The following is a 23,754-nucleotide window of genomic DNA, read 5'->3' as shown; positions in this document are numbered from 1 at the left end:
CGGGCGGCCGGAAAGGCAAGCCTTCGTTTCAAACAGCGGTTCGGGTTATGGTTTGATACGTTCGTTTGAAAGTCTGAGGAGGCCGCTCGATGAACCTGTATTTCCGCCTGCTGTGGCTCAGTCTGATGGCCCGCTTCCGGCCCCGGCTGGGGGCATTGGACCAGTCCGTGGTGCGGATGCGGGTCTGGCCCTTCGATCTGGACCTGAACCGGCACATGAACAACGGCCGCTTCCTCACCCTGATGGATCTGGGGCGGATCGACCTGATGCTGCGCAGCGGGCTGGGCCGGGTGGTGGTGCGGGAGCGCTGGATGCCGGTGATCGCCTCGTCCATGGTGCGCTGGCGCCGTTCGCTGCTGCCCTTTCAGCGGTTTGAGTTGCGGAGCCGCATGCTCTGGTGGGACGACAAGTGGTTCTACGTGGAGCAGCGCTTCGTGCGCGACGGGCGCACGGTGGCCATCGGGTTGGTGAAGGGGGTGATCCGCCGCAAGGGCGGGCACGTGGCACCGGCGGAGGTCTTCGCCCGTGTGCTCGGGCATGAGCCGGAGGCCCCCCCGGTGCCCGCCGCCATTGCGGACTGGCAGGCCTTCGAAGGGCACCTCTCTGGCCTGGATTGAGGCCCTGCAAGCCGTGGTTGCGCACCCCACCCGTCATCGCGAGGGCCCACAGGCCCGTGGCGATCCACCGTGACTGGTGGTCAGCCTTGCCCCTGGAGCGAGGGTGCCGGGGTGAAGCGCGGGCCGTGGGCCTCGGCCAGGGCCTGCAGGCGCGCGGCCACGTTGCCCTCGCCGCACCGGTGCAGGTAGTGGAAGGGCCCCCCGCGGAAGGGCGGGAAGCCGATGCCGAAGACCGCGCCGATATCCCCGTCCCGCTCGCAGCGGATGATGCCCTCATCCCGGCAGCGCACCGCCTCGTTGATCATGGGCAACACAGTGCGGTCAATGATCTCCTCCGCCGACAGCTCGGCGTGAGGTGTGACCCCCAGCAGTCGGTAGACCCCCTCGTCCACAGGGCGCCCGCCCTTGCCGCGCTTGCGGTCGTAACGGTAGAACCCCTTGCCGCTTTTGCGCCCCTTGCGGCCGTCGGCCAGCATCCGCTCGCCCACGTCCACCGGGGTCATGCGCTCGCCGAAGGCCCGGTGCAGGATGGGCGCCACCTTCTCGGTGACGTCCAGCCCCACCTCGTCCAGCAGGGCGAAGGGACCCACCGGGAAGCCGAACCGCACCAGCGTGCGGTCGATATGGTCTATCGCCACCCCTTCCTGCAGCAGCCGGCAGGCCTCGTTGAGGTAGGGGGCGAGGATGCGGTTGACGTAGAACCCGGCGCCGTCGCGCACCACGATTACCGACTTGCCCTGGGCCCGGCCCAGGGCGACGGTGGTGGCGATGACCTCCGGGGCGGTCCGGTTGGTGGCGATCACCTCCAGCAGGGGCATTTTCTCCACCGGCGAGAAGTAGTGCATGCCGATGACCCGCTCCGGCCGCTGCGCCCCGGCGGCGATCTCGCTGATGGGTAGGGACGAGGTATTGCTGGCGAAAATCACGTGTTCGGGGCCGTGGGCCTCCACGTCGGCCAGCATCCGGTGCTTAAGTTCCAGGTCTTCGAACACCGCCTCGATCACCACGTCCAGGGCCGTGAAGCCGCGGTAATCCAGGGCGGGGGTGACGCGGGTGCGCTGGCGCGTGGCCTCGAAGTCGGTCAGTGCCCCGCGCTTTTTTCGGGCGTGGATCTCGCCGTTGATATGGCGCATGCCGCTGTTCAGACCCTCCAGGGCGATGTCCTTGAGGCGCACCGGGGTCTCTGCCTTGGCGCTGGTCACGTAGGCGATCCCGGCCCCCATCAGGCCGGCGCCGAGCACACCCACCCGTCGCACCGGACGGGGGTCGGCGCCGGCATCGGTGCCGCTGTCCTTTTTGAGCGCCGTGGTGGCGAAATAGAGCCCCATCAACGCCTGCGCCTCGGGGGTCATCGCCAGTTCACCGAAGTGGCGGCCCTCGGTCTCCAGTCCAACCTGGCGGCCCCGCTCCCGGCCGGCGCGCACGGCGTCGATGATGCGCGGCGGGGCCGGGTAGTTGCCGTGGGTCTTGGCCTGCACCGTGCGCTCGGACTGGCGGTAGACCAGTCGCCGGCCCAGCGGGTTGTTCTCCAGCAACCGGGTGGCCAGCGGCCGCTTCGGCCGCTGGCGGCGCTGCCCGGCCAGCTCATGGATCAGCTCGCGGGCGGCGCCCAGCAGGATGGGCGGGGCCACCAGGTCGTCCACTAGTCCCCGCTTCCGCGCCTGGCGGGCGCGCAGCTGGCGGCCGGTGAGCATCAGGTCCAGGGCCAGCGGCAGCCCCACCCGGTCGGGCAGGCGCTGGGTGCCGCCGCTGCCGGGCAACAGGCCCAGTTGCACCTCGGGCAGGCCGAGGCGCGTTGCCGGGTGGTCGGTGGCCACCCGGCCGTGGCAGGCCAGCGCCAGCTCCAGGCCGCCGCCCAGGCAGGTGCCGTGGATGGCGGCCACCACCGGTTTCGCAAAGGCCTCCAGCCGGTCGAACAGCCGCTGTCCGGCCCGTGCCAGTTCGCGGGCGGCCTCGGCGGTCTCGCAGGCGGCCAGCATGTGCACGTCGGCCCCGGCGATGAAATTGTCCGCCTTGCCGCTGGTGAAGATCACGCCTCGCAGCGCGGGCTGCTCGTCCAGGGTGTCGAGCAGGGCGTTGGCCTCGCGCACCATCTCGCCCTTGAGCACGTTCATGCGCTCGCCGGGCACATCCACTGTGATCACGGCGATCCCGTCATCGCCGAGGACGAGATCAAAGGCGGTTCCTCGCTCCGGCGGGTTCTCTTGTGCCGTCTCTGGGTGCGTGTTCATTCGTCCACCTCCAAAACCATCGCGGCGCCCAGGCCGCCGGCGGCGCAGGCGGTGGTCAGGGCAAGGCCCCCGCCGCGCCGGCGCAGTTCATTCAGGGTTTGTACGATCATCCGGCCGCCGGTGGCGGCGAAGGGGTGGCCGTAGGCGATGGACCCCCCCAGGACGTTGAAGCGCTCCGGGTCCACCTCACCGATGGGGGCGTCCCGCCCGAGGTTCTCGCGGGCAAAACGGCGGCTGGGCCATTGTTTGAGATTGGCCAGCGACTGCGCGGCGAAGGCCTCGTGCATGTCCACCAGTGCCATGTCGTCCAGGGTTGCGCCGGCCCGGTCCAGCGCCAGCGGGGTGGCGTAGGAGGGTCCCATCAGGCCATCGTTGAAGGGGTCGATGGCGGTGAAGGCCCAGCTGCGCAGGGTGCCCAGTGGGGTATGGCCCAGGGCCCGGGCCCGGTCCTCGCGCATCAGCAGCAGGGTGCTGGCGCCGTCGGTAAGCGGCGTCGAGTTGGCGGCGGTCACCGTGCCGTGGCGCCGGTCGAAGGCCGGGCGCAGCCGGGCGAGCTGCTCCAGGCTGCTGTCGCCGCGGATGTTGTTGTCCTGCGCCAGCGCCTCCTTGTAGGGCGGGACAATGGCCGGCATCACCTCGTCGGCCAGTTGTCCCTCCTCCCACGCCTGGTGGGCCTTGCGGTGGGAGTCGAGGGCGAACCGGTCCTGGGCCTCGCGGTCGATGCCGTGGTTCTTGGCCATCTGCTCGGCGATATCCCCCATCCCCAGGCCGGTGGTGTAATCCTTCACCGCCGGTGGCCTGGGGATGAAATGGCGCGGGCGGACGCCCCGGAAATAGCGCAGTCTTTCCCGCAGCGAGCGGGCCTTGCTGGCGTGGATTAGGGCCCGGGCCAGCGGCCGGCTGAGCTGCAGCGGCAGCACCGAGGTGGAGTCGGCACCACCGGCCAGGCCAATCTCGATCTCGCCGTTGGCGATCGCAGCGGCCACCTCAGCGGTGGACTGGAAGCTCGTGGCACAGGCGCGGGAGACGCTGTAGGCATCGGTGCCCGCCGGAAGGCCAGCGCCCAGCACCACCTCTCGGGCGATGTTGGGAGCCTGGGGCAGGATGCCTACCTGGCCGTAGACCACCCGCTCCACCAGCGCCGGGTCCAGGTCCAGTCGCGCCATCAGTTCGGCGGTCACCAGGATGCCCAGGTCGATGGCCGACAGGTCGCGGTAGGCGGTGAACTGCCGGGCAAAGGGTGTGCGCAGGCCGGCGACGATGGCCACGCGCTCACCGCGCCGGTTGGGCACGGGGTTGTGTCTCGGGTTCATGTACGCGGTCTCCTCCCGGTGGCGCACCGGGTGGCACCGGTGCCGGGTTGTTGTCAAAACGTTTGTTTTAGATGCCGTTGACCTCAACTCTAGCCGCTGTAGGTTGCCTTGCCACGGCGGCCCTGCCTACAGGAACAGGTCGTCCTGCAGGGCTGATTCGGGCAGGTCCGGGTCCCCCCGGTAGCGGCTGAAATCGGTGACGCCGGCCTCCCGTAATACCGCCTCGTCGATCAGGAACTGCCCGGTCTGTTCCCGCGCCGGGCGTGTGAGCACCATGTGGGCGGCGTCGGCCATGATCTCCGGACGGCGAGCCCTTCGGGCCATGGCCTCACCACCCAGTAGATTGCGCACGGCAGCGGTGTCCAGCAGCGTGCGTGGCCAGAGCGAGTTGAAGGCGACCCCGCGGTCGCGAAACTCCTCGGCCAGGCCCAGGGTGCAGAGGCTCATCCCGAACTTGGCCAGGCTGTAGGCCAGGTGGGGGCCGAAGTGCTCCGACTTGAGGTTCAGCGGCGGTGACAGGGTGAGCACGTGGGGGTTGTCCGCCTGCAGCAGATGGGGCAGGCAGGTGCGGGTGCAGAGGAACGTGCCCCGGGCATTCACCTGGTGCATCAGGTCGAAGTGCTTGATCGCCGTGTCGAGCGTGCCGCTCAGCCGGATGGCGCTGGCGTTGTTGACCAGGATATCGATGCCGCCGAAGTGCTCGGCGGTGCGCTCGACCGCCGCCGCCACCTGCCCCTCGTCGCGGATGTCCACCACCAGGGGCAGGGCGCGGCCGCCGGCCTGTTCAATGGCCTTTGCGGCGGTGTGGATAGTGCCGGGCAGCTTCGGGTGGGGTTGGTCGGTCATGGCGGCGATGGCGATGTTGGCCCCGTCACGGGCGGCGCGCAGGGCGATGGCCAGGCCCACTCCCCGGCTGGCGCCGGTGATGAACAGGGTGCGTCGGTGCAGGCTCATGGTGTGTCTCCATCCGTTCCGAGGGTTCTGATTGTTCTGCCTGGACTCTAACAGTCGTTTGATTGACTGGGCAAGCGGCGCTGCAACGCCTTGCGGGAGCGGTGGTTCTTGCCTATGCCTTCTGTAGCAATGCGAGAAAACGGATTGCGATAACACCACGGGAGGAGAGCGACACCATGATTCCTAAAACGAAAAACAACTGCTGGGTAGCCGGTGCGGCGGTGGCGGCCTGCGGCCTGCTGACGCTGGGTATGGCCCAGGCCGGGGGCCACGACGAGGAGCTGCCCACCGCCACCGCGGAAATGTTCGACAATGATGGCGAATCCATCGGCACTGCGGAATTCACCCAGGGGCCGCACGGTACGCTGATCCGGTTGGAGTTATCGGGGATGGAGGGGCCCGGTTTCCGTGCCATCCATATCCACGAGACCGGTGATTGCGACGACCACGATCACGGCTTCATGGATTCCGGCGGGCACCTGAACCCGGACGACAAGAAGCACGGGCTCATGAACCCGGAGGGACCGGACGCGGGTGATCTGACCAACATCTACGTGCAGGAGGACGGCACCGTCAACGCGGAACTGTTCACCATGCTGGCCTCGCTGGACGGCGCGGTGGGTGGGCAGATGCTCGACGATGACGGCGCCGCGCTGGTTATCCACGAGAACCCGGACGACCACATGACCCAGCCCATCGGCGGGGCCGGGGCGCGCATTGCCTGCGGGGTGATCAAGGGCGATTGAGCCCATGCGGTGAATGGCCCCGACAGGCCGGTTCGGTCTGTCGGGGCGAACTGGTGTCTGCCCCTTCGCTTGGCTAAAGTGGGGCCATGACGACACCGGAGACGTCCTCTGAACGGCCCTCGACGGGGCCCGCTGCCGGTCAGGCGGAGATCGAGCGCATCGTCCGCCAGGCCACCCGCTCGCTGTTCCGTTTTTTCGAAGAGGCCAGTGCCGGCGCCATCGTGGTGGATCGCGACGCGCGGGTGCTGTGGATCAACGACCGCTACGCCGAACTCCTGGGGCTGACGGACCCGGAGGCCGCCGTGGGGCAGCCGGTGGAGTCGGTCATCCCGCAGAGCCAGTTGCGCGAAGTGGTGCGCAGTGGCCGGCCTATCCTCCTGGACATCATGCAGTTGCGGGACCAGTCGCTGGTGGTCACCCGCCTGCCCGTGCTGGGCGAGGGGGACCAGGTGCAGGGGGCGGTCGGCTTCGTGCTCTACGACCACCTGCAGCCACTGACCCCCCTGGTGGCGAAGTTTAGGCGCCTGCAGCAGGACCTGGCCCGGGCCCAGCGGGCGCTGGCCAAGCGGCGGGTACGCTACGATCTGTCCCATTTCGTCGGCATCAGCCCCCCGGTGCTGGAGATCAAGCGCAAGGCCCGGCTGGCGGCGGAGCGCAATACCCCGGTGCTGCTGCTGGGCGAGACGGGCACCGGCAAGGAGATCCTGGCCCAGGCCATCCACGGCATGTCCAACCGCGCCGACCAGCCCTTCGTCGGCGTAAGCGTTGCGGCCATTCCAGAGAACTTGCTGGAGGCGGAGTTTTTCGGCGTGGCACCCGGGGCCTACACCGGGGCCTCGCGTGAGCACCGGCCGGGTAAGTTCCAGCTGGCCAACGGCGGGACCCTGTTCCTGGACGAAGTGGGGGATATGCCGCTGCACCTGCAGGCCAAACTGTTGCGGGCGCTGCAGGAGCGGGAGGTGGAGTCGGTCGGCTCCGACAACATCCATCGGGTGGACGTGCGGGTGATCGCCGCCACCTCGCGGGACCTGCGGGCCATGGTCGAGGCCGGCGACTTCCGTCCCGACCTCTACTACCGCCTTAACGTGGTGGAGATCCGGGTGCCGCCGCTCTCGGAGCGGCTGGAGGACGTGGCGCCGTTGTGCGAGTCGATCCTCACCGAACTCGCCGAAGACGGGGCGCGTCGGTCGCTGAGCGAAGACGCCCTGGCGCTGCTCAACGGTTACCACTGGCCGGGCAATATCCGTGAATTGCGCAATATCCTCGAGCGGGCAGTGACCCTGGTGCCCAAGCCGCGCCTGGAGGCCACCGACCTGGCAGATCTGCTACCGGCCGCGATACGCAACGCGCAACGGCCGGCGGGCGCCCGGCCCGCGGTGCGCCCCCTGGCCGAGACCCTGCGCGAGGCGGAGGCGAAGGCCCTGGCACAGGCGCTGGAGGCCACCGGGGGCAATCGCTCGGCGGCCGCCCGGCTGCTGGGGATCTCCCGGTCGGTGTTCTACGAAAAGTTCCGGCAGTTGTCCGGCGGACAGGACATGCTGTCCTGATTTACGGACACTTATCTGGCTGTTCTGCGCAATATGTCCGTAAAACCGGACACCTGGCCGCGGGCTCAGCCTGCCGCGAGGCCCCACCCGCTCCCGGGTATGCCTCGCAACTGCCTGTTTAACGGGTTAATTTTCTGCCCGGAGAATGAGCTGGCACTCCCTTTGCTCCTGGCCCTCCCCAGCCGGGCACAGACCCGGCCACCGTCGCCACACAAGAGCGCAAAGCCGGCGGCGGGATGGATTAAACCAAAACGACATGCAGGAGGAGTCCCATGCAGGGCATTATCGGGATCGTATTGTCCCTCGCCTTGCTGATGTTCTTCGCCTACCGCGGCTACTCGGTGCTGTTCCTGGCGCCGATCATGGCCTCGTTGGCGGTGATCATCAGCGGCGAGGCGCCGTTGCTGGCGAGCTACACCCAGGTCTTCATGCAGGCGCTGGGTGATTTTGTCATCCAGTTCTTCCCCATATTTCTGCTGGGGGCCATCTTCGGCAAGCTGATGGACGCATCGGGTGCGGCCCAGTCCATCGCCCGGACCATCACCGGGTACCTGGGCGCCCAGCGTGCCGTGCTGGCCATCGTGCTGGCCTGCGGGGTGCTGACCTACGGCGGCGTCTCGCTGTTCGTGGTGGCCTTTGCGGTCTACCCGATCGCCGCTGCCCTGTTCAAGGAGGCGGACATTCCCAAGCGGCTCATCCCCGGGGCGATCGCGCTGGGTGCCTTCACCTTCACCATGACCGCACTGCCGGGCACGCCCGCCATCCAGAACGCCATCCCCACCGGCTACTTCGGCACCGACGTTTTCGCCGCGCCCGGGCTGGGCATCATCGCCGGCCTGATCATGATGGCGGGCGGGACCCTGTGGCTCACCCGGCGCGCCAGCGCGGCCAAGGGCCGCGGTGAGGGATACGGGCACCATCCTGACGAAGATCCGGTGGAGGAAGACAACCGAAGCCTGCCGCCGATCATCGTGGCGCTGATTCCCATCGTTCTGGTGGTGGTGTTCAACCTGCTCTTTGCCCGCGTGTTCATCCCCATGTGGGATACCGGGTACCTGTCCGATGACCAGTTCGGTGGCGTCAGTATCGACGACGTGCGCGGTATCTGGGCCATTATCATCTCCCTGGCCATCGCCATCGGGGCCACCATCGGATTGAACTGGCAGCGGTTGCAGGACACCCGCGAGGCCATCAACCGAGGGTGCATGAACTCCTTGCTGCCCATCTTCAATACCGCCTCCGAGGTGGGTTACGGGGCGGTGATCGCCTCGCTGACCGCCTTCGTCGTGATTCGCGACTTCATGATGGGCGTTTCGCCGGACAACCCGCTGATATCTCAGGCATTGGTCGTGAATGTGCTGGCCGGCATCACCGGTTCGTCGTCCGGGGGCATGAGCATCGCCCTCTCCACCATGGGTGACAAATACCTGGAGATGGCCACCGACATGGGGATCGACCCCGAGCTGCTGCACCGGGTCACCACCCTGGCGGCGGGCTCGCTGGACACACTGCCCCACTGCGGCGCGATCATCACCCTGTTGAGCATCTGTCGCCTGACCCACAAACAGTCCTACCCCGACATCTTCATGGTGGCGCTGGTCATCCCGGTGGCCGCCCTGGTGACTGTCATCACCCTGGGCACGGTCTTCGGCTCCTTCTGAGCGCCCCTGCGGAACAATCTGGAGAAATGTCATGAGCTACAAGCACGTACTGTTCGCCACCGACCTGACCGACGAGGCGCTGCCGGCGGGCCGCAAGGCCGTGGACCTGGCCAAGGCGCTGGGCGCCCGCTTCAGCCTGCTGCACGTCCTGCGCAACCGCGACCTCGGCAGCGGCGGTGAGGCGGGGAGCATGAGCGCCGACAGCCGCCAGTGGGTGGAACGCCAGCAGCAGGCGCTGCAAAGCCTGGCCCGGCAACTCGGCGTGGAGCAGCACGAACACTGGGTGGAGGTGGCCCAGGCCGTGCCCCGTGCCATCGACCATGCCGCCGTCGAGCACGGCGTGGATCTGATCGTGATGGGGAACCACGCCCGGGGCGGTCTGGGGCGGTTCCTGAACACCACCACCGATGATCTGCTGCATTACACCCGCTGCGACATGCTCGCCGTGCGGGTTCCCGAAGAGCAGGGCTGAGGGAGGAATGGACATGCGCATGCAAGACAAGGTGGCCCTGGTGACCGGGGCTGCAGGGGGTATTGGCCTGGCCATTGCCCGGCAGTACGCACAGGAGGGCGCCACCGTGGTGGTGGCCGACCTGAATGCCGAGGCGTGCGAGGCGTCCGCGGAAGAGATCCGCGCCGAGGGCGGGCACGCCACCGGCCTGGCCATGGATGTGACCGATGAGCAGGCGGTGGACGCCGGGGTGGCGGAGATCGCCCGCCGGCACGGCCGGCTGGACGTGGTCCTGTCCAACGCAGGCATTCAGCATATCGACCCGCTGGACGAACTGGCACTGGCGGACTGGCGCAAGGTGATGGCGGTACACCTGGACGGGGGCTTCCTGCTGACGCGGGCGGCGCTGCGCCAGATGTACCGCCAGCCGGAAGGCGGGCGCATCATCTACATGGGGTCGGTGCACTCCATGGAGGCCTCGCCGCTGAAGGCGCCCTACGTGGCGGCCAAGCACGGGCTGCTGGGCCTGTGCCGGGCGGTGGCCAAGGAGGGAGCGGAGCATGGCGTGAGTGCCAACATCATCTGCCCCGGATTCGTCCGCACCCCGCTCGTCGACCGCCAGATCCCGCAGCAGGCGCGGGAGCTGGGGATCAGCGAAGAAGAAGTCATCAGCAAGGTTATGCTTAAGAATACCGTGGATGGTGAATTCACCAGCCTGGAAGAGGTCTCCGAGCTGGCCACCCACCTGGCGGCCTTCCCCGGCAACGGGTTGACCGGGCAGGCCTTCGTGGTCAGCCATGGCTGGCACATGCACTGAACACCACGGATTGGAGGAGCGAATGAGCGAACAGAACGAAATACTCTGGCAGCCGGGCGAGGCCGAGCTGCAGCAGAGCAATATCGCCCATTACATCGACTGGTTGGCCGCCGAGGGTTACGGCCGGTTCGAGGATTATCACGCCCTGCACGCGTGGTCCATCGAGGACCTGGAGCGCTTCTGGGCGAGCATCTGGGACTACACCGGGGTAATCGCCAGCCGGCCCTATGACCGGGTGCTTGGGCGCCGGGAGATGCCGGGCGCTGAGTGGTTCCCCGGTGCGCGGCTGAACTTTGCCGAGAACCTGCTGCGCCATGCCCTGCATGGGGACGCCTCGGCCGAGGCGCTGCTGGCGGTGTCCGAGTCCGGCGCGCCGGTGCGCCTGAGCCGCGGTGAACTGCTGGAGCAGGTGGCCGCGTTGCAGGGCTTCCTGCGCGCCCAGGGCGTGGGCCCGGGCGACCGGGTGGCCGGCGTGGTGGGCAACACCGAGCATGCGCTCATCGGCATGCTGGCGGCCACCGGGCTGGGGGCCATCTGGAGCTCCGCCTCGCCCGATTTCGGCGTCTCCGGCGTGCTGGACCGTTTCAGCCAGATCGAGCCCAAGGTACTGCTGGCGGTGAACGGTTACAGCTACAACGGCAAGCCCTTCCCGCGCCTGGAGCAAAACGCCGAGCTGGCCGAGCGCCTGCCCGGACTGGCGGCGGTGCTCAGCATCCCGCTGCTGCCCGATGTCGGTCACCCGGAAGGCGAGCCCTTCACCCCCTGGGACGAGGCCTTGGCCGCCCACGCCGGCGCCCGCCCGGTCTTCGAGCAGCTGCCGGCGGACCACCCGGTCTATATCCTCTACTCCTCGGGCACCACCGGGGTGCCCAAGTGCATCGTGCACGGGGCGGGCGGGATGCTGCTCAACCACAGCAAGGAGCTGATGCTGCACGCCGATCTCAAGCCCGGGGATACCTTCTTCTACTTCACCACCTGCGGCTGGATGATGTGGAACTGGCTGGCCTCGGGGCTAGTGACCGGGGCGCGGCTGGTGCTCTTTGAGGGCTCGCCCGGGTACCCCAACCTGGATGTCTGCTGGGACCTGGCCGAGCGCGAGGGCATCACCCACTTCGGCACCAGCGCCAAGTTCCTGGGCGGCTGTCGCAAGAAGGGGCTGGCACCGGGTGAGGCGCACGATCTCTCTGCCCTGCGGGTGATCTTCTCCACCGGCTCGCCGCTGCTGCCCGAGGACTACGACTGGGTCTACGGCGAGGTGAAGCGCAACGTGCTGCTGGCCTCTATCTCCGGCGGCACCGACATCTGCGGCTGCTTTGTCGGTGGCACGCCCAACCTGCCGGTGCGCCGGGGCGAGATCCAGTGCCGGCTGCTGGGCGTGGACGCCGCCGCCTACGACGATGACGGCCAGGATGCGGGCCGCGGCCGGGGTGAACTGGTGGTGCGTCAGCCCTTCCCGGCCATGCCGGTGCAGTTCTGGAACGACCCGGACAAGCGTCGCTACAAGGGCGCCTACTTCGACACCTTCCCCGGGGTCTGGGCCCACGGCGACTACGTGCGCTTCACCGAGCGCGGTGGGGCCGTGATCTACGGCCGCTCCGACGCCACGCTCAACCCGGGCGGGGTGCGGATCGGCACCGCGGAGATCTACCGCCAGGTGGAGCAGGTGCCCGAGGTGGCGGACAGCCTGGTGGTGGGCGAGCCGGTGGACGGTGACGTGCGGGTGCTGCTGCTGGTGGTGATGGCCGAGGGCGAACCACTAACCGATGAACTGGTGCAGCGGATCAAGCGCTCGATCAAGGAGAACGCCAGTCCCCGCCATGTGCCGGGCCGCATCGTGGAGGTGCCGGACATCCCCTACACCCGCAGCGGCAAGAAGGTGGAGATCGCCGTCGCCCGCATGCTGCAGGGGCGCGAGCCGGGAAACCGGGCCGCGCTCAGCAACCCCGAGGCGCTGGACGCCATCGCTGCGAGGCTGTGACCTCCCTCTCTGCTCTTGGGCGCAGTCCGGCCGGACTGCGCCCCGCCTCTTCGGCTATGCTTACCCCCGTGTCACCGTTGTCATTACGAGTGACGGGGTTGGTTTTTATCCACGCCAGGAGGGGCGCTGTCCATGTCGCAATCCATCAAGACCATTCTGGTACCCGTAGACGGCTCCGCCTGTTCGCTCCGGGCGCTCGACCACGCCGCCGAGGTGGCGGCCGCCCTCGGCGCTACCCTGCGTCTGCTGCACGCCACCTACCGGCGGCCGTCAGACTTGCCGGAGAGTCCTTCGCTCATCTCGGAAATGCTGGCCGGGAGCCACAGCCACTACAACGAACAGGCCTTCGCCAAGGTGGCGGAGGAGAAGGCCCGGGAGGTGTTCGCCGCCGCCCGTGAGCAAGTGGATGAGGGCAAGGTCGAGGTGGAGGAGATGATGCTGGAGGGCGACCCGGCCACCGCTATCGTGCGGCACGCCCGGGAGACCGAAGGCTGCATGCTGGTTATTGGTCGGAGCGGTCGTAACCGGGCCCAGGAACTGCTGCTGGGCAGCGTTTCCCACCGGGTGGTGCACCAGGCGCCCTGCCCGGTCACCCTGGTGAACTGAGCCAGGGGCCGGGCGCGGGTGCGTGTCTCAGCGGGTGCTGTGGGTCACGGGAAGAACATCAACCCCAGGCCCATGATCACGCCGGAGACGGCCAGCACGATCAGGCAGTAGCCCATGATGTCCTTGGCCTTCAGCCCGGCGATAGCCAGGGCGGGCAGCGCCCAGAAGGGCTGGATCATGTTGGTCCACGCATCCCCCCAGGCCACCGCCATGGCGGTGCGGGCCGGATCAACCCCCAGTTGGGCGCCGGCCTCCAGCATGATCGGTGCCTGCACCGCCCACTGCCCGCCGCCGGAGGGCACGAAGATGTTCACGATACCCGCGGACAGGAAGGTGAACAGCGGGAAGGTCACCGGGTTGGAGATGGAGACGAAGAAGTTCGACAGGCTCTGCGCCAGGCCGGAATCGATCATCATCGCCATGATGCCGGCGTAGAAGGGGAACTGGATGACGATGCCCCCGGCACCTTTTATGGCCTCCTGCATGGTGGCGAGAAAGCGTGACGGCCGGCCGTGCAGCATGATCCCGAGCATCAGGAACAGGAAGTTGACGATGTTCAGGTTCAGGGTGCCGCTGTTGACGATGAAGTAGTACGCCAGGAAGACCAGCCCCATGATGCCCACCGCCTGGGCCAGGACGACGCTGTTCTCCAGCTTGTCCGCCGGCCGTTCATCCTTCAGCGGAGGCAGGGCCTCCTCCCGCGCCAGCCGGTCCGGGTCGACGGTGACCGTCTTGTCCTCCGGCGGCATCATCAGCCGGTTGACCACCGGGATGACGATGAACATGGCCAGCACCAGCAGCAGGTTGAAGCTGGAAAAGATGGTCTCGGCGGTGGAGATGACGCCGATCTGGTCCTCGGCGAAGTGGCCCTCCGTGGCGATGACCAGCCCGATGGAGCTGGCCAGCCCGCCGTGCCAGACCAGAAACCCGGTATAGGCGCTGGCGATTAGCAGCCGGTAGTCCACCCGCGGCACCACCTGCGCCAGTTGCCGGGCGAACAGCGCGCCGATGACCAGACCGAAGCCCCAGTTGATCCAGGCCGCGGCCATGGACACCACGGTCACCAGGATGATCGCCTGCCCGGGGCTCCTCGCCAGGCGCGCCAGTGCCTGCAGGATGGTTCGGAACAGCGGGGTACTGGCCAGTACGAAGCCAGTGACCAGCACCAGGACCATCTGCATGCCGAATTCCAGCAGGTTCCAGAAGCCGTCCCCCCAGTACTGCACCATGTCGGCCGGTGTCTGCCGCTCGAAGCCGACGCCGGCGGCGAACACCACCAGGGTCAGGAGCAGCACGAAGATGTAGGGATCGGGCAGGTATCGCTCGACTAGACGCACGGAACCGTTGGTAACACGCTGGAACATGGCGGTGTCTCCCCCCCTTGCTGGTTGTTACCGGCCCCGGTTGTTTGGTGTCATGATTTGGGCCGGCTGGATGCCTGCTCTTGGTTGTACGCGGCGCCTGCAGTGCTTTTTGATGCACCTTTCATGAACTGTAGCGCGTTTCGGTGTTTCCGTTAAAGCAGTGTCGATGTGCCCTGTCGCGGGTGCGGGTGTCGCATAAGGGCGTTGCGACGGGCTTGCCGGCCATTGGCTCAGAGCCGGTAGATTGCCGGGGTGGTCCCCAGGGCAGCGACGAACAGGGCCGTGCCCAGCAGCAGGATGATCAGGCCGCCGGCCAGCGCGACCCAGTCCCCGGCGCCGGCCAGCAGTCCACCGCCTCCCCGGTTGAGCAGGGCCGAGGCCCAGCCGCGAGCGCGAACGGCGAGCACGGCCAGGGCCGAGACCGTGAGCGCGGTGCCCAGCGCCATGGCCAGCACGGCGAGGATGCCGGCGGTCCACAGCCCCATTAGGTTGGCGGCCACCAGGATCAGCACCGCACCGGTGCAGGGGCGGGCCCCCACGCTCAGAATGGTGGCGACCACCGGCCAGCGGCCGCCATGCCCCTGCACGGCCTCGGGGTCAACGTGGTGGCTGTGGCCGCAACTGCAGCCGTGGTGGTGGGCGTGGCCCTGTGAACACCGGCGCAGCAGTGTGCGTCCGGCGCGCAGGCAGAGCAGGGCGCCCAGTGCGGCCACCAGGCCGAAACTCACCAGCTCAACGGTGGCCACCTGCTGCATGGCATCCCGGCTGAGCAGGCCGGCGACCACCACCAACCCGAAGACCAGCAGGATGGCGGTGATGGCCTGCAGCAGGCTGGAGGCAAAGGAGAGCAGGATGCCGCGCCGCAACGCCGTGCGGTGGGTGAGCAGGTAGGTGGAGATCACCGCCTTGCCGTGACCGGGCCCGGCTGCGTGGAAGACACCGTAGACAAAACTGATCAGGACCAGCCAGGCCCCGTTGGCCAGAGAGTTGTCGTTTCGCAGCTCCCGGACACCGGTGGTCAAGGCCCGGTGCAGGTCTCGCTGGGTACTGAGCAGCCAGCCCACCGCGGTGCCTGCAGCGCCGATGGATTCCTCCGCTGCCTCCTTCTCCTGCTCCTGCTCCGTCGGGCCCTCCGGCTCGCCGAGTGCATCCGGTCCCAGCGGGGAGGCGCCAGCGGGCGTGGCAAGCACGAGCAGGGCGAGCAGCAGCCCCGCGACCAGCGGCATCAGCGGGCGGTGGTGGGACATGCGTCAGTCGTCCTCCCCGGAGCGTGAGCAGTCGATCTCCACCCACTGGGCGAAATGCCGCCCCAGACCATCGGCACTGCCGCCCAGGTCTACCGCGGCGGCCTGGGCCAGATGAGCGGCGTTGGGTCGGGGCTCGATGATCTGCACCCGGCAGTCCTCGGCCGTGCCCTTCAGGCGGACCGCCTCTTCGCCGGGGTGCAGCATCTCGATGTAATAGGTGGGGTCGAATATCCGGTAGCTGAGGGAGCCTTCCGTCAGTGGGGCGGGCTCGTCGAGTTTGAGGGTGAAGCGCAGCTTGAGGGCCTCGTCATCCTTGATCTTGATTCGGGTCTCCTCCGCGCCGGCGATTTCCAGTGGTTGTTGGTCCAGCCGGACCTCGGTCATGTGGTCGTAATCGGCCATGCTTTCCATCATGCGGTCGCGCAGCGCCTCCAGCTGCCGGGTCTGGTCGGCGCCAGGCAGGGCGCGCTCATATTCCTCCAGCAGCAGCATGGTGTAGACCGGATCGAACACCCAGGTCTGGGTGAGGGTGTGCACGTTTTGGCTGTCGTCGATATCCACGTCCACGTGCAGATCGATCCAGGCGTGGGGGTGGCTCAGCGCCGTTGCGGGTAGCAGCAAGAGCATAAGGAGTCCGGTTCGGTGCACGGTGTCGTCCTGTGGTTGCCGTTCTGGGGAGCCTACTGTTGAGAGAGGCCCCGAAACGGCAGAAGGTTCCCGCTGGGTGGTTCGGCCGGGCGGACGGCAAATGTTATACAGTAACGATGTGCGAGGGCGCAAGGGGCCGGGTGGGTGGTCGGGAGCACCAAGGTGGCGGGGGTGGCGCTGCCCCCGCCACCCCACGTGTCGTCATCCCGGAAGGGTCAGCGGCCTTGGGCTGCCAGCCGGGTCTGCGCCTGGCCGTAGCGCTCGCGCAGTATCTCCGCGGCCGCCACCATGTTCTGCAGTGCCGGTTCCACTTCCGCCCAGGAACGGGTCTTCAGCCCGCAGTCGGGGTTGACCCATAGCCGCTCCACCGGGATGCGCCGGGCGGCCTTCTCCATCAGCTGCACCATCCAGTCCACCGACGGGGTGTTCGGCGAGTGGATGTCGTACACCCCGGGGCCGATCTCGTTCGGGTATTCGAAGTCCTCGAACACCTCCAGCAGCTCCATGTCGGAGCGGGACGTCTCGATGGTGATCACGTCCGCATCCAGCGCGGCGATGGCGCCAATGATGTCGTTGAACTCCGAGTAACACATATGGGTGTGGATCTGGGTCGCCTCTGTTGCCACCGAGGCGGTCAGGCGGAAGCAGTCCACCGCCCAGTCCAGGTAGCCCGGCCACTGCCGTTGCTGCAGCGGAAGGCCCTCGCGCAGGGCCGGCTCGTCGATCTGGATGGCCGGGATCCCCGCCGCCTCCAGGTCCGCCACCTCGTCGCGCAGCGCCAGGGCGATCTGTCGGCAAGTCTCGGAACGAGGCTGGTCATCGCGCACGAACGACCACTGCAGCACGGTGACCGGCCCGGTGAGCATGCCCTTCATGGGCCGTCCGGTGAGCGATTGGGCGTATTCGCTCCAGCGCACCGTCATCGGCCGCGGGCGGCTGACATCCCCATAGATGATGGGCGGCTTGACGCAGCGGGAGCCGTAACTCTGCACCCAGCCGGCGCGGGTGAAGGCGAACCCGTCGAGCTGTTCGCCGAAGTACTCCACCATGTCGTTGCGCTCGGGCTCGCCGTGGACCAGCACGTCCAGCCCGATTTCCTCCTGGCGTGCCACGGCAAAGGCGATCTCCTCGCGCATGCGTGCCTCGTAGGCCTCGGGCGTAAACCGGCCGGCCTTGAGGTCGCGGCGTGCCGCGCGAATCTCCGCCGTTTGCGGAAAGGAGCCGATGGTGGTGGTGGGGAACAACGGCAGTGACAGGCGTTCGCGCTGTTTGCGGGCCCGTTCCGGGTAGGGTTGCCGGCGCTGGCGATCGGCCGGCCCCACCCGCTGAAGGCGTTCCGCCACCTCGTCCTTGTGGATGCGCGTCGAGGCCTGGCGGTCGGCCAGCGCGGCGCTCGCTTCCGCCACCGCCTGTTCGTCCGCGGCACCGGAGCGGTCAGCCAGCAGCCGGCCCAGCACGACGAGCTCGTCGAGCTTCTGGCGGGCGAAGGCCAGCCAGCGCCTCAGCTGCGGTTCCAGATCGGTTTCCAGGTCGAGGTCCACGGGCACGTGCAGCAGCGAGCAGGATGGCGCCAGCCAGAGGCGCTCTCCCAGCCGCTCGCGCACCGGGGCCAACGCCCGGGCCAACGCGGCCAGGTCACTGCGCCAGACGTTGCGCCCGTCGATGACCCCCAGCGACAGGACCTTGTGCGGCAGCAGCCGGTCGAGCACGGCGGTGAGCTGGTCGGGATCGCGCACGCAGTCGATGTGGACCCCGTCCACCGGCAGCCCCATGGCGGTGGAGAGGTTCTCGCCCAAGCCCCCGAAATAGGTGGCCAGCAGCAGCTTGACCGGGCCGGCCTGCAGCCGGTGATAAGCGCGTTCGTAGGCCTGTTGCCAGTCGGCGGGCAGGTCCTGCACCAGCGCCGGCTCGTCCAGCTGCACCCATTCCACTCCCTGTTCACCCAGCTGCTGGAGGATCTCGCCGTAGACATCCACTACGCCGTCCAACAGCTGCAGGCGGTCCAGCCCCGGTGACTTGGCCTTGCCCAGCCACAGCCAGGTGAGGGGACCGGTCAGCACGACCTTGACCGGGTGCCCGGCGGCCCGGGCCTCGGCCACCTCGTCGAACAGCTGCCGGGAGGCCAGCCGGAAGCGCTGTTCGGCGTGCAGTTCGGGGACCAGGTAGTGGTAATTGGTGTCGAAGTACTTGGTCATCTCGCAGGCGGCTGCCGGCTCACCGGTGGGTGCCCGGCCCCGGGCCATGCGGAAAGTGGTGTCCAGGTCCACCATCTCGCCCGCATCGCCGAAGCGCGGGGGGATGGCACCGAGCAGGGCGCTGACGTTGAGCACATGGTCGTAGAAGGCGAAGTCGCCCACCGTCACCCAGTCCAGGCCCGCGTCCCGTTGTGCCTGCCAGTGCCGGGCGCGGAGCTCACGGCCGGTACGTTCCAGTTCTGCCTGGTCGATTTCGCCCTTCCAGTACGCCTCCGTGGCGCGTTTCAGCTCCCGGCGGGCCCCGATGCGCGGATACCCCAGTACATGAGTGGTGCTCATGAAAACCTCCGTCAGTGTTGAATGATTCGCGGCAGTTTCCGCGCTGGGGTATCATGAATCAATCGCGTTTTTTTCAACTGAGTGATGAGTGTTTCTCATGAATAAGCTGGAGCTGCGCCACCTGCGCACCTTGGCCACGGTGCGCGATACCGGTTCGCTGAGCGCGGCGGCGGCCCGACTGCACCTGACCCAGTCCGCGCTGTCGCACCAGGTCAAGGAGTTGGAGGCCCGCCTGGGCCAGACGCTGTTCCGGCGCAAGAGCCGCCCGGTACGCTTTACCCCCGCCGGCCAGCGGCTGCTGGACCTGGCCGATGAGGTGCTGCCCCGACTGCGGGCTACCGAGCAGGAGCTGATGCGCATGAGCGGGGTACGGCCGGGGCGACTGCACCTGTCCATTGAGTGCCACAGCTGCTTTCAGTGGCTGCTCCCCACCCTGGACCAGTACCACCGCCAGTGGCCGGAGGTGGAGATCGATATACCAGAGGGCCACCAGTTCGACGCGCTGCCGGCGCTGGGGGACGAGCAGCTGGACCTGGTGGTCACCGCCGACCCGAAGCCGCTGACCGGCGTCCACTATGAGCCGCTGTTCCGCTACCAGTCGCTGCTGGCCGTGGGCCGCAGCCACCGTTGGGCCGGCCGGGACTGGATCGCCCCGCAGGAGCTGGCCGAGGAGACATTGATCACCTATCCGGTGGAGCACGCCCGGCAGGATATTTTCACCCAGTTCCTGGACCCGGCCGGCGTGCGCCCCCACCGGGTGCGCACCGCCGCCATGGCCGTGCTGATGATGCCATTGGTGGCCAGTGGTCGCGGGGTTTGCGGGATGCCCAACTGGGCGCTGGCCGAGTACCTGGAGCAGGACTACGTCTGTGCCCTGAGCCTGGGCGAGGAGGGTGTCTGGCGCACGTTGTACGCCGCCACCCGGGAGGAGGATGGCCACCTCCCCTGGATGGCGGACTTTCTGCGCACTGCCCGCGAGACCGCCTTTCGGGTGCTGAGCGGCATTCGGCCCGCGTCAGTCTAGTCCCACTGCAGGGCGCCCCCGGTGCGGTAGTCGGTGACCCGGGTCTCGAAGAAGTTTTTCTCCTTCTGAAGGTCCATCACCTCGCTCATCCAGGGGAAGGGGTTGGTGGCCCCGGGGTAGAGCTCGGTCAGGCCCAACTGGGCACAGCGGCGGTTGGTGATGAAGTGCATGTACTCCTCGCACATGTCGGCGTTGAGCCCGAGCATGCCGCGGGGCATGGTGTCGCGGGCGTAGGCCACCTCCAGCTCGGTGGCCTCGCGCAGCATGGTGAGCACCTCCTGTTCGAAGTCGCTGGTCCACAGGTCCGGGTTCTCGTGGCGGATCTGGTTGATCACGTCGATGCCGAAGTTCAGGTGGATGGACTCATCGCGCAGGATGTACTGGTACATCTCGGCGATGCCGGTCATCTTGTTCTGCCGGCCCAGGGAGAGGATCTGGGCAAAGCCGGTGTAGAACCACATGCCTTCGAAGACCACGTAGAAGGCCACCAGGTCGCGCAGGAAGCCTTGGGCGCCCTCCGGGGTGCTGGTGTCGAACTGGCCGCTCTCCAGGTTCTGGGTGTATTTCAGCGCCCACGCAGCCTTGTCGGTGATGCTGGGCACCTCACGGTACATGTTGAACAGCTCCCCTTCGTCCAGGTCGAGGCTCTCGACGATGTACTGGAAGGTGTGGGTGTGGATGGCCTCCTCGAAGGCCTGGCGCAGCAGGTACTGGCGACACTCGGGGTTGGTGATGTGGCGGTAGATGGCCAGCACGATGTTGTTGGCGACCAGGGACTCGCTGGTGGCGAAGAAGCCCAGATTGCGTTTGATCATCAGCCGTTCGTCGGCGGTGAGACCATCGGGGCGGCGCCAGAGGGCGATGTCGGCGCCCATGGGCACTTCAGTGGGCATCCAGTGGTTGTTGCAGCCGGCCAGGTACTTGTCCCAGGCCCATTCGTACTTGAGGGGCAGCAGCTGGTTCACGTCGGCGCGGCAGTTGATCATGCGCTTTTCATCCACGCTGACGCGGTGGGCGCCCGCTTCAATGGCCTCCAGGCCGGTGGCGGCGGTGTTCTGGTTTTGCATGGTGCTCTCCTTGGGTTCTCGCTGTTGAATCAGCAGCCGTGCATACGGCCAGGCATTACTGGCAGGCCTCACACTCCGGATCATCCACCGAGCAACTCTGTCCACCCCCCGGCGCCGCGCTCACCGCGTTCAACCGGTTCGCCCGCGCCGGGTCCATGGTGCTCTTCTCCACCTGGGTGGCCCCGGTGCTGCGCAGGTAGTAGGTGGTCTTCAGCCCCGAGCGCCAGGCCTGGCGATAGAGGGCGTCCAGCTTCGGCCCCGAGGGTTCCGCCATGTAGAGGTTCAGCGACTGGGACTGGTCCAGCCACTTCTGCCGCCGGCTGCCGGCCTGGACCAGCCACTCCGAGTCCAGCTCGAAGGCGGTGGCAAAGCGTTGCTTCATTTCATCCGGCACACGGCCAATGGGCTGCACGCTGCCGTCGTAGTACTTCAGGTCGTTGACCATCACCGCATCCCACAACCCGTGCGCCTTCAGCGCGCGGACCAGGGCCGGATTCACCACCGTGAACTCCCCGGACAGGTTGGATTTCACATAGAGGTTCTTGAACGCCGGCTCGATGCCCTGGGAGACACCGACGATATTGGCGATGGTGGCCGTGGGGGCGATCGCCAGGCAGTTGGAGTTGCGCATGCCGCCGCGCACTTTCTTCCGCAAGGCGTCCCAGTCCAGGGTGGATTGCGTGTCCATGGTGCAATCGCCGTCCCGGCTCTGCGCCACGCGCCGGATCGAGTCGATGGGCAGCTCACCCTGGTGCCACAACGAGCCCTCGAAGCTGCCGTACGTGCCGCGCTCGCGGGCCAGGTCCGCCGAGGCCTCGATGGCGTAGTAGCTGATCGCCTCCTGGCTGCGGTCGGCGAAGGCGACCGCCTCGTCGCTGGCGTACGGCAGGTCCTGGGCGTAAAGCGCATCCTGGAAGCCCATCACCCCCAGCCCCACCGGTCGGTGGCGCAGGTTGGACTGCCGGGCCTGGGGCACGCTGTAGTAGTTGATATCGATGACGTTATCCAGCATGCGCATGGCCGTGCGGACCGTGTTGCGCAGGCGCTCGTGATCGATGCCCTCGGCGGTGGTGTGGGCGGCCAGGTTCACCGAGCCCAGGTTGCAGACGGCGATCTCCTCGTCCGACGTGTTCAGGGTGATCTCCGTGCACAGGTTGGAGCTGTGCACCACGCCGGCGTGCTGCTGCGGCGAGCGCAGGTTCGACGGGTCCTTGAAGGTGATCCAGGGGTGGCCGGTCTCGAACAGCATGCCCAGCATGCGCCGCCAGAGCTGTTTGGCGGAGACCACCTTGTAATTGCGGATCTCACCACGCGCGGCCCGGGCCTCCAACTCCTCGTAGGCCGCCTTGAACGCCGGGCCGTAGAGGTCGTGCAGGTGGGAGGCATCGTCCGGCGAGAAGAGGGTCCAGTCGGCGTCGGCCTCCGCCCGCTGCATGAACAGGTCCGGCACCCAGTGAGCGGTGTTCATGTCGTGGGTGCGGCGGCGGTCGTCGCCGGTGTTCTTGCGCAGCTCCAGGAACTCCTCCACGTCCAGGTGCCAGGTCTCCAGGTAGGCGCAGACCGCACCCTTGCGCTTGCCCCCCTGGTTCACCGCCACGGCGGTGTCGCTGGCCACCTTGAGGAAGGGCACCACGCCCTGGGAGCGGCCGTTGGTGCCCTTGATGTGGGCGCCCATGGCCCGCACCCGGGTCCAGTCGTTGCCCAGGCCGCCGGCAAACTTGGACAGCAGGGCGTTGTCGCGGATGGCGCCGTAGATACCGCCCAGGTCGTCGGGCACGGTAGTCAGGTAGCAGCTGGAGAGCTGCGGACGCCGGGTGCCGCTGTTGAACAGCGTGGGCGTGGAGCTCATGAAATCGAAGCTGGAGAGCAGCCGGTAGAATTCGATGGCACGCGCCTCGCGCTCCGGCTCCTGCAGGGCGAGGCCCATGGCCACGCGCATGAAGAAGGCCTGGGGCAGCTCGAAGCGGGTGCCGTCCCAGTGCTGCAGGTAGCGGTCATACAGGGTCTGCAGGCCCAGGTAGTTGAACTGCAGGTCGCGCTCCGGGCGTAGGGCCTCGGCCAGCTGGGCCAGATCGAAGTCCAGTAGCTGCTCGTCGAGCAGTTCCAGCTCGACCCCGCGCCGGATATAGTCGGTAAAGTAATCCGCATAGCCAGGATCGCACCCCGGTTCGCCGGCGTAGGGCCGGCCCAGAAAGTGCAGCGCCTCGCCGTTCAGTTGGTGTTGCAAAAGCCTGGCGGCCACGAAGCCGTAGGCCGGCTCCCGTTCGATCAGGCTGCGGGCACTGAGGATCAGCGCCTTGTGCACCTCCTGTTCGGTGACCCCGTCGTAGAGGTTGCGCCAGGCCTCCCGCGCCACCCGCTGCGGCTCGGTGTCGGCGAGCCCTTCGCAGGCATGGGCGAGCAACCGCTGCAGCATGGACTCGTCCAGCGGCGCCTCTTCGCCGTCGGCGCGGGTCATGTGCAGGGTGGGCGTGTCCTGGGCGGCAGCCTGCTCCTCCCGACGCTTGCGGGCGTGTTCCTCGCGGTACAGCACGTAGGCCCGGGCCACCTTGTGTTCGCCGGCGCGCATCAGTGCCAGCTCCACCTGGTCCTGGATATCCTCGATATGGATCGGGGTGGCGGTGGGGCGCCGGGTCAGGGCCTGGACCACCTGCGCGGTGAGGTCGGCGGTGACCTGCTGGATGCGGGCGGCGTCAGCGGTCTGTTCGCCTTCCACGGCCAGGAAGGCCTTCTTCATGGCCAGCTGGATCTTGTCAGGGTTGAAGGCGGTCAGTGCGCCGTTGCGGCGGATGACTTGCTGGGTGTTGCTCTGGGCCGTTGGTGCGGCCTCGGCAGCCTTGGCGGACATGGGATTCCTCCTGCTCGTCCAGATGAACCGGGAGGAACCGACGCGAGGGATGTGAGGGCAGGGCACACGCGCAGCGCGTTGCGGCCTTGGCGGGCGGCCGG

At 67.7% G+C, this 23,754-nt stretch carries 18 protein-coding genes; 9 read left to right on the top strand and 9 right to left on the bottom strand.

The genetic code is table 11. The features are described from left to right. Positions 1-89: 89 nt before the first annotated feature. A complete protein-coding gene (locus DFR31_RS12485) occupies positions 90-617 on the top strand; it encodes a thioesterase family protein (protein WP_121443024.1) in 528 nt (175 codons plus the stop codon). An 80-nt stretch (positions 618-697) separates the two neighbouring features. Here DFR31_RS12485 and fadJ read toward each other — a convergent pair whose 3' ends face one another. The 3 genes from fadJ to DFR31_RS12470 all read right to left on the bottom strand — a co-directional run bounded on the left by fadJ (position 698) and on the right by DFR31_RS12470 (position 5,115). Beyond that, entirely contained in the window at positions 698-2,848 is a 2,151-nt protein-coding gene (gene fadJ / locus DFR31_RS12480; RefSeq protein WP_121443023.1) for a fatty acid oxidation complex subunit alpha FadJ, read from the bottom strand. Then, positions 2,845-4,161 (bottom strand): acetyl-CoA C-acyltransferase FadI, encoded by a 1,317-nt coding sequence (fadI, locus tag DFR31_RS12475; protein ID WP_121443022.1) that lies wholly within the window; start codon positions 4,159-4,161, stop codon positions 2,845-2,847. The genes fadJ and fadI overlap by 4 nt, the downstream gene beginning before the upstream one ends. 126 nt (positions 4,162-4,287) lie before the next feature. Continuing rightward, a complete protein-coding gene (locus DFR31_RS12470) occupies positions 4,288-5,115 on the bottom strand; it encodes an SDR family oxidoreductase (protein ID WP_121443021.1) in 828 nt (275 codons plus the stop codon). 176 nt (positions 5,116-5,291) lie between these two features. On the opposite strand from DFR31_RS12470, the gene DFR31_RS12465 reads away from it, so the two are divergent. From DFR31_RS12465 to DFR31_RS12435, 7 genes are all read left to right on the top strand, one after another. After that, positions 5,292-5,861: a superoxide dismutase family protein gene (locus DFR31_RS12465; protein ID WP_211328309.1), complete on the top strand. Its 570-nt coding sequence runs from the start codon at positions 5,292-5,294 to the stop codon at positions 5,859-5,861. 86 nt (positions 5,862-5,947) lie between these two features. Further along, on the top strand, positions 5,948-7,408 hold the full coding sequence (locus DFR31_RS12460) for a sigma-54 interaction domain-containing protein (RefSeq protein ID WP_121443020.1): 1,461 nt from the start codon (positions 5,948-5,950) through the stop codon (positions 7,406-7,408). A gap of 272 nt (positions 7,409-7,680) precedes the next feature. Next, a complete protein-coding gene (locus DFR31_RS12455; protein WP_121443019.1) occupies positions 7,681-9,069 on the top strand; it encodes a GntP family permease in 1,389 nt (462 codons plus the stop codon). Positions 9,070-9,100: 31 nt separating this feature from the next. Then, entirely contained in the window at positions 9,101-9,541 is a 441-nt protein-coding gene (locus DFR31_RS12450) for a universal stress protein (protein ID WP_121443018.1), read from the top strand. A 13-nt stretch (positions 9,542-9,554) separates the two neighbouring features. Next, entirely contained in the window at positions 9,555-10,337 is a 783-nt protein-coding gene (locus tag DFR31_RS12445; protein ID WP_121443096.1) for a 3-hydroxybutyrate dehydrogenase, read from the top strand. Between the two features lie 22 nt (positions 10,338-10,359). Beyond that, positions 10,360-12,315: an acetoacetate--CoA ligase gene (locus DFR31_RS12440; protein WP_121443017.1), complete on the top strand. Its 1,956-nt coding sequence runs from the start codon at positions 10,360-10,362 to the stop codon at positions 12,313-12,315. 132 nt (positions 12,316-12,447) lie between these two features. After that, entirely contained in the window at positions 12,448-12,921 is a 474-nt protein-coding gene (locus DFR31_RS12435) for a universal stress protein (protein WP_121443016.1), read from the top strand. A 44-nt stretch (positions 12,922-12,965) separates the two neighbouring features. On the opposite strand, the gene DFR31_RS12430 is transcribed toward DFR31_RS12435, so the two are convergent. From DFR31_RS12430 to metE, 4 genes are all read right to left on the bottom strand, one after another. Beyond that, on the bottom strand, positions 12,966-14,285 hold the full coding sequence (locus DFR31_RS12430) for a short-chain fatty acid transporter (protein ID WP_121443015.1): 1,320 nt from the start codon (positions 14,283-14,285) through the stop codon (positions 12,966-12,968). A 230-nt stretch (positions 14,286-14,515) separates the two neighbouring features. Beyond that, a complete protein-coding gene (locus tag DFR31_RS12425; protein WP_211328307.1) occupies positions 14,516-15,532 on the bottom strand; it encodes a nickel/cobalt transporter in 1,017 nt (338 codons plus the stop codon). A gap of 3 nt (positions 15,533-15,535) precedes the next feature. Next, the gene (locus tag DFR31_RS12420; RefSeq protein ID WP_121443014.1) at positions 15,536-16,159 is read right to left on the bottom strand and encodes a DUF1007 family protein; all 624 of its coding nucleotides are present in this window, start codon (positions 16,157-16,159) and stop codon (positions 15,536-15,538) included. Positions 16,160-16,395: 236 nt separating this feature from the next. Beyond that, positions 16,396-18,714: a 5-methyltetrahydropteroyltriglutamate--homocysteine S-methyltransferase gene (gene metE, locus DFR31_RS12415; protein WP_121443013.1), complete on the bottom strand. Its 2,319-nt coding sequence runs from the start codon at positions 18,712-18,714 to the stop codon at positions 16,396-16,398. 97 nt (positions 18,715-18,811) lie between these two features. Here metE and DFR31_RS12410 point away from each other — a divergent pair, with 97 nt between their 5' ends. Continuing rightward, positions 18,812-19,738 (top strand): LysR family transcriptional regulator, encoded by a 927-nt coding sequence (locus DFR31_RS12410; protein ID WP_121443012.1) that lies wholly within the window; start codon positions 18,812-18,814, stop codon positions 19,736-19,738. On the opposite strand, the gene DFR31_RS12405 is transcribed toward DFR31_RS12410, so the two are convergent. After that, positions 19,735-20,889, bottom strand: a complete 1,155-nt coding sequence (locus tag DFR31_RS12405) for a ribonucleotide-diphosphate reductase subunit beta (RefSeq protein WP_425452574.1) — start codon at positions 20,887-20,889, stop codon at positions 19,735-19,737. The genes DFR31_RS12410 and DFR31_RS12405 overlap by 4 nt on opposite strands. Continuing rightward, positions 20,861-23,653: a ribonucleoside-diphosphate reductase subunit alpha gene (locus DFR31_RS12400; RefSeq protein ID WP_121443010.1), complete on the bottom strand. Its 2,793-nt coding sequence runs from the start codon at positions 23,651-23,653 to the stop codon at positions 20,861-20,863. The genes DFR31_RS12405 and DFR31_RS12400 overlap by 29 nt, the downstream gene beginning before the upstream one ends. Positions 23,654-23,754: the final 101 nt, after the last annotated feature.

The sequence above is a fragment of the Alkalispirillum mobile genome (assembly GCF_003664325.1).
GTDB lineage: Bacteria > Pseudomonadota > Gammaproteobacteria > Nitrococcales > Halorhodospiraceae > Alkalilimnicola > Alkalilimnicola mobilis.
Note: the sequence above shows the minus strand (reverse complement) of the source record. Positions and strands in the feature narration are given on the sequence as shown.

Bases quoted from the DNA above. Each gene is read 5' to 3' on its own strand.
- DFR31_RS12485 (WP_121443024.1), top strand. From the start codon at position 90: ATGAACCTGTATTTCCGCCTGCTGTGGCTCAGTCTGATGGCCCGCTTC.
- fadJ (WP_121443023.1), bottom strand. From the start codon at position 2,848: ATGAACACGCACCCAGAGACGGCACAAGAGAACCCGCCGGAGCGAGGA.
- fadI (WP_121443022.1), bottom strand. From the start codon at position 4,161: ATGAACCCGAGACACAACCCCGTGCCCAACCGGCGCGGTGAGCGCGTG.
- DFR31_RS12470 (WP_121443021.1), bottom strand. From the start codon at position 5,115: ATGAGCCTGCACCGACGCACCCTGTTCATCACCGGCGCCAGCCGGGGA.
- DFR31_RS12465 (WP_211328309.1), top strand. From the start codon at position 5,292: ATGATTCCTAAAACGAAAAACAACTGCTGGGTAGCCGGTGCGGCGGTG.
- DFR31_RS12460 (WP_121443020.1), top strand. From the start codon at position 5,948: ATGACGACACCGGAGACGTCCTCTGAACGGCCCTCGACGGGGCCCGCT.
- DFR31_RS12455 (WP_121443019.1), top strand. From the start codon at position 7,681: ATGCAGGGCATTATCGGGATCGTATTGTCCCTCGCCTTGCTGATGTTC.
- DFR31_RS12450 (WP_121443018.1), top strand. From the start codon at position 9,101: ATGAGCTACAAGCACGTACTGTTCGCCACCGACCTGACCGACGAGGCG.
- DFR31_RS12445 (WP_121443096.1), top strand. From the start codon at position 9,555: ATGCGCATGCAAGACAAGGTGGCCCTGGTGACCGGGGCTGCAGGGGGT.
- DFR31_RS12440 (WP_121443017.1), top strand. From the start codon at position 10,360: ATGAGCGAACAGAACGAAATACTCTGGCAGCCGGGCGAGGCCGAGCTG.
- DFR31_RS12435 (WP_121443016.1), top strand. From the start codon at position 12,448: ATGTCGCAATCCATCAAGACCATTCTGGTACCCGTAGACGGCTCCGCC.
- DFR31_RS12430 (WP_121443015.1), bottom strand. From the start codon at position 14,285: ATGTTCCAGCGTGTTACCAACGGTTCCGTGCGTCTAGTCGAGCGATAC.
- DFR31_RS12425 (WP_211328307.1), bottom strand. From the start codon at position 15,532: ATGTCCCACCACCGCCCGCTGATGCCGCTGGTCGCGGGGCTGCTGCTC.
- DFR31_RS12420 (WP_121443014.1), bottom strand. From the start codon at position 16,159: ATGCTCTTGCTGCTACCCGCAACGGCGCTGAGCCACCCCCACGCCTGG.
- metE (WP_121443013.1), bottom strand. From the start codon at position 18,714: ATGAGCACCACTCATGTACTGGGGTATCCGCGCATCGGGGCCCGCCGG.
- DFR31_RS12410 (WP_121443012.1), top strand. From the start codon at position 18,812: ATGAATAAGCTGGAGCTGCGCCACCTGCGCACCTTGGCCACGGTGCGC.
- DFR31_RS12405 (WP_425452574.1), bottom strand. From the start codon at position 20,889: ATGATCCGGAGTGTGAGGCCTGCCAGTAATGCCTGGCCGTATGCACGG.
- DFR31_RS12400 (WP_121443010.1), bottom strand. From the start codon at position 23,653: ATGTCCGCCAAGGCTGCCGAGGCCGCACCAACGGCCCAGAGCAACACC.